This is a genomic window from Streptomyces sp. NPDC051207 (assembly GCF_040682395.1).
GTDB lineage: Bacteria > Actinomycetota > Actinomycetes > Streptomycetales > Streptomycetaceae > Streptomyces.
Genome location: NZ_JBFBAX010000067.1, coordinates 1 through 4,853, shown reverse-complemented (window position 1 = coordinate 4,853; position 4,853 = coordinate 1). Strand labels below are relative to the sequence as shown.

The 4,853-nt window shown below is 68.9% G+C and carries 6 protein-coding genes; 2 read left to right on the top strand and 4 right to left on the bottom strand.

Annotation, left to right across the window (positions count from 1 at the left end; translation table 11 throughout):
- Both AB0M97_RS30575 and istB read left to right on the top strand, forming a co-directional pair.
- The coding region (locus AB0M97_RS30575) for an IS21 family transposase (protein WP_365964229.1) at positions 1-1,180 on the top strand (1,180 nt) is incomplete at its 5' end.
- Positions 1,177-2,013 carry an IS21-like element helper ATPase IstB gene (istB, locus tag AB0M97_RS30570; RefSeq protein WP_365964228.1) on the top strand — a complete coding sequence of 279 codons (837 nt, stop codon included), beginning with the start codon at positions 1,177-1,179 and terminating at the stop codon, positions 2,011-2,013. The genes AB0M97_RS30575 and istB, both read left to right, overlap by 4 nt.
- An 844-nt stretch (positions 2,014-2,857) precedes the next feature.
- Here istB and AB0M97_RS30565 read toward each other — a convergent pair.
- The 4 genes from AB0M97_RS30565 to AB0M97_RS30550 form a co-directional block, all read right to left on the bottom strand.
- Complete coding sequence (locus AB0M97_RS30565) at positions 2,858-3,229, bottom strand: fic family toxin-antitoxin system, toxin component (protein ID WP_365964227.1); 372 nt, start codon at positions 3,227-3,229, stop codon at positions 2,858-2,860.
- On the bottom strand, positions 3,226-3,483 hold the full coding sequence (locus AB0M97_RS30560) for a hypothetical protein (RefSeq protein WP_365964230.1): 258 nt from the start codon (positions 3,481-3,483) through the stop codon (positions 3,226-3,228). Before AB0M97_RS30560 ends, AB0M97_RS30565 begins: the two co-directional genes overlap by 4 nt.
- A 530-nt stretch (positions 3,484-4,013) precedes the next feature.
- A complete protein-coding gene (locus tag AB0M97_RS30555) occupies positions 4,014-4,253 on the bottom strand; it encodes a hypothetical protein (protein ID WP_365964226.1) in 240 nt (79 codons plus the stop codon).
- Positions 4,254-4,308: 55 nt separating this feature from the next.
- A complete protein-coding gene (locus AB0M97_RS30550; protein ID WP_365964225.1) occupies positions 4,309-4,746 on the bottom strand; it encodes a hypothetical protein in 438 nt (145 codons plus the stop codon).
- Between the last annotated feature and the right edge of the window lie 107 nt (positions 4,747-4,853).

Sequence of the window (4,853 nt, the reverse complement as noted above, 5' to 3'; positions counted from 1 at the left end):
GCTGTCGTATTCGGGCAAGGCGGTCCACCGGGTGTTTTCCACGTCCGGCCAGGAAGCCTTCATGCAGGGACACGTGGACGCCTTCCGGATCCTGGGCGGCATCCCGACCCGGCACATCCGTTACGACAACCTCAAGCCCGCGGTGTCCCAGGTCTGCTTCGGCCGTTCGCGGGTGGAGTCGCAGAGGTGGGTGGCCTTCCGCTCGCACTACGGCTTCGACGCCTTCTACTGCCGGCCCGGCGTCGAGGGCGCCCATGAGAAGGGCGGCGGCGAGCACGAGGGCGGGCGGTTCCGCCGCTCTCACCTGGTCCCGGTCCCCGAGGTCGACACGCTCGCGGAGCTGAACGAGAAGATCGAGCAGATCGAGATGGCCGAGGACGTCCGGCACATCGACAACCGGCCCACCTCGGTGGGCTTCGACTTCGACTACGAGGCCCCGCTGCTGGCCCCGTTGCCGTCCGAGGAGTTCGACATCGGGCTGACGCTGACGCCGAAGGTCGACAAGACCTCACGGATCACCGTCCGGCAGAACAAGTACTCCGTCCCGGCCCGCTTCATCGGCACGAACGTCCGGGTCTCGCTGCGGGCGGACGAGGTCTGGGTCTTCGAGCGCAACAAGCTGGTGGTCCGCCATCCCCGGCTCGCGGGCCGTTACGGCTTCCGTGATCTGCTGGACCACTACCTGGAGATCCTGCGGCACAAGCCCGGCGCCCTGGAGCATTCCACCGGGCTGGCCGCGGCCCGCGAGAGCGGGCAGTTCACCGACACCCACGACGCATTCTGGGCCGCGGCCCGGGAGTCGCGGGGACGCTCGGAAGGCACCAGGGCCCTGATCGAGGTCCTGCTGCTGCACCGGCGGCTGCCCGACGAGGCGGTCGTCGCGGGCATGAAGGCGGTCCTGGAGGCCGGTTCCCTCTCGCCGGACCTGGTGGCCATCGAGGCCCGCAAGGCGGTCGCCGCGGCGGGTGGTCCGCCGCCGGTGGTGATCGCTCCGCAAGCCGCCGTCACCACGGTCGCGGCCGAGCCCGACACGACGGAGCCGACGGAGCCTGAACCGGAATCGGCGCAGGTCATCACGCTGCCGCAGCGGCGTCCTGTCCTGCCTCCGGACTCCCGGCCCGAACCCTCGCTGGCCGCCTACGGCCAGTTGCTCTCTATCCAACCGAAAGGCTCAGCATGACGCAGAGCACCGCCCCCGCCCCTGCGAACACAGGGCGGTGGGGCTCCTTCGGCCTGCCCGGCCAGCGCGGGCCGAACCCGTCAGAGGCGATCGACGCGGCCTGCCGGAGCCTTGGCCTGTCCGGGATCCGCGCACGCTGGGACGAGTTCGCCGCCCAGGCCCTGCGCGAGCAGGCGTCCTACGCAGACTTCCTCGCGGACCTTCTGGAGAGCGAGTGCGAGGACCGCGACGCCCGCCGCAAGGTCCGCCGAGTCAAGGAGGCCAACTTCCCCCGCCCGAAGCGAATCGAGGACTTCGACTTCTCGAAGAACCCGAACATCCCGCAGGAGGTCATCAACACCCTCATGCAGCCCGCCTGGGTCCAGGCCGGGAACCCTCTCTGCCTGATCGGTGACTCCGGAACGGGCAAGTCTCACCTGCTGATCGGCCTGGGCACGGCGATCGCGGAGGCCGGCGGCCGCGTCCGCTACACGACCGCGGCGAACCTGGTGAACGAGCTGGCCGAGGCCGCCAGCGACAAGCAGCTGGGCCGCACGATCAAGAAGTACGGACGGGTCGACCTGCTCTGCCTGGACGAGCTCGGCTACGTCAAGCTCGACCGCCACGGCGCGGAGCTCCTGTTCCAGATCTTCACCGAGCGCGAGGAACGACATGCGATTGCCGTCGCGTCGAACCGGCCGTTCACCGAATGGGACCAGACCTTCACCGACAAGCGGCTCTGCCAGGCCATCGTCGACCGGCTCACCTTCGAGGCCCACATCATCGAGACGGGCACCCAGTCCTTCCGCCTCGCCAGCACCACCGCCAAGCGGAAGGCGGCCACCGCCGCCTGATCTCCCTCTCACCACCTGCGGGCGGGCGCCACAACACGGCGCCCGCCCGTTCGCGTTCCTGTCAGGGGAAGCGGTCAGGCGGGCGTCGTGAATCACACGCTACCGCCACCAACCCGGGCCAACGGACACGATCCGGCTCCGTCCCAGGACAGCACGCAAACGTCACCCGATCGAGGGTGGGGCCAGAACAATCCGTTCCTCCCGCAGACCCCTCAGGGCGTTCACCCACACGGCCCAAAGGTGGGGCCAGAACAACTCGTTCAAGTGGGGCCACTACAGCCCGTCGAAAACAGAGGTAGCACTCTCAGGACTTATGACGATCGGCTCGCCACCGATCATTGATAAACCCATACACTGAACGGCGCCTTATGCCCCATTTGCCGGAATCTCTACAAGTCTCTGAAACCGTGCCTGCCCGGCTGTAAAGACGCAGGTCAGGCAGTCTGCTCCCCGCACCCGCGGGGGGTGGCCCCAGCGACTTGCCGCACTGGAGCCCGCAGGTTCACCGTCGCCAGCACCTGGTTGCGGTCGCAGGACTACTGCGCCACGGCCAGGTACCGGCGGTCCATGACATTGCTGTAGAGCAGGGCCGGGGATGAGCTGGCCGATGCGGACCAGGTGTTCGCCATACACGGCCTGTGCCGCTCAGCTGGTCACCCAGCCCGGCCACGGCTCCACTGCGTACGCTCGGTGCCGGATTATGTACGGCAGCTACCGGCCACCTGTGACATCAGAGACGGAGACGGGACAACCCTCAGGCGTGGGGGACGTGCGGCAAGTCGGCTTACGGGCAGACTGTTGGGCGGTCAGGTAAGGGTGCGTTAACAAGCATGAGGACGACGGGTCAGGGCTTCCACGTGCGGAGCATGGCAGCGATCCCGGCAGCGGTGGAACGCGGGCTGTTCAACTCGTGGACGAGGGCGGTCAGTTGCTCACGGGCCGGGTTGACCGGGATGTTGCTGGCTTCGAGGTACATGACGGCGACGGCACAGGCGATCGTCAGGTTGGAGCGCTCTAACCTGCGGCAGCGGCCGAGGGTGTGCACCAGGGCCGCAGCGCGGGGGTAGGGGCCGTCATAGACGGGGCGCTGGAGGAGTTCGCCGCGGTGGCGGGCGACCGCGGCGACCGGTACGCCGTAGTCGTCGACGCCCGGGTCACGGTGGCCGGCCCGTTCGGCGACTTCCAGGATCCAGGACTCGTCGACGTGCAGGATCACGCGGCGGTGCCCGGCTGCGGCTGGGTGTAGGGGGCGTCGAGCTGCTGCTCCAGGTCGTCGAGGAATGCGTCGTGCTCTTCGATGAGGCGCTGCGCGGCGGCCATGCCGGCGGCGCGGGCGCCGGTCGCGTCTTCAATGATCAGACGCTCGACGTAGCGGTTGAAGTGCAGGCCGCGGGCGGCCGCTGCGTCCTTGCCTGTGGCGAGGACGTCAGGTTCCAGACGGACCTGGGTCTGCTTCTTCGGGGAGACCATACGCAAAGGGAGCAGGGTGGTAGCAGGGGTGGCGGTGCCTACCCGGAAAGCCTGGGATCGGTCATGTCGATTCGATGTTTCCGCCCTCCGGCCCTGATCGGTTCACCACGAGCCGCTGCCCCCAGTCACCGCCGCTAGGCGCTGCGAGGTCTCCGGCCGTTGGTCTGACGGCGTCCGCCGCACCGAAGGCGCCAGCCTCCTAGGCCTCGAAGAGGCGGGCGGCGTATTGCGGGGCAGGGCGATGGTCAGGTGCCGGATGCGGTCCTTGGACCCTGGACTCGATCGGTGTGGTGTGGCCAACGCGGGCCCGGGTGTGACGACGATGCCGCCCGTGGCCGCCGCTGCCGAACTTGATCCGGTCCTGAAGACCTTCGACCACGGATTCGGGGTGATGGCGCGCAGGCATCAGCTAGTGGTTCGCGACACAATGAGTCGGTTGGTGAGCTCCACTGTTCCGAGGTACCACCAGAAGATCCAGTCCAGGAACGCTTCGTCGTAGTCACCGCGCGAGCCCGGGCTGCCGCACCACCTCACGCTGCCGAGCCGCGGCGGCGAGCGGCCTCCAATTCCTCCAGAAGCCCGCTGAGCAACACCTGTGCCACACGCAGGGCGGCCTCCTGCGCGGGCCGCTCCGTATCGACCTTGAGCCTTCGGGGGTGGCGACGCCGGTAGGCCGCATACACGACGCCGGCCTCCGCCGAGGCCGGCTCGGACCGAGCCAGCCGGCGCAGCGCCGACTCCCGGTGCTCATCCCGGATCCTCCGGGCCACCAGCGGCACGGTGTACCGCGGCAGCGCCGGGTCAGTGTCTGGACCGCACGCTCGCTCATACGTCGCCGCCAGCAGGGCGCGGATGTCTCTCTCGCACTGCTGGATCCTCCTCAACCGCGGTTGGGTTGGTGATATCGGCGCGTACGGCAACGGCCAGGGCGACGGCTTCCTGTACCAGGCTGTCGGTGCGGCGCCAGGAGGTGCGGGCGGGGCAAAATCCTGCCGCCTGGGACAGGCCGCAGTCTTCGCACGGTAGAGCGTGACGGGCCGCTTCCGCGTCGGCCGTGGCCGCACGTTCGCGCTCCGCCCGCTCACGGGCAACCGCGCGGGCGGCGTCGCGGCGGCCGCGCTCGGCTGCGGCCTGTTCGTGCCGCCGCACGAAGTCCTGTGCCTCGACGGCGGCCTGCTTGCGCAGCCGGTCCTCGAGCACCTGGCGGCGCTCGCAGTCACTCAGGCCGGGCAGTTCCCGGTCGATCTCCGCAACGATTCTCACGCGCCGGGCACGCCTAAGAGGCCATTTCAGTTGGTGTGATCTTGCGGCAGTCTGGGGCGATGACTGCTGCGCTTGTCGAGCGGATGGCGCCGGAGGACCTGTGGGAG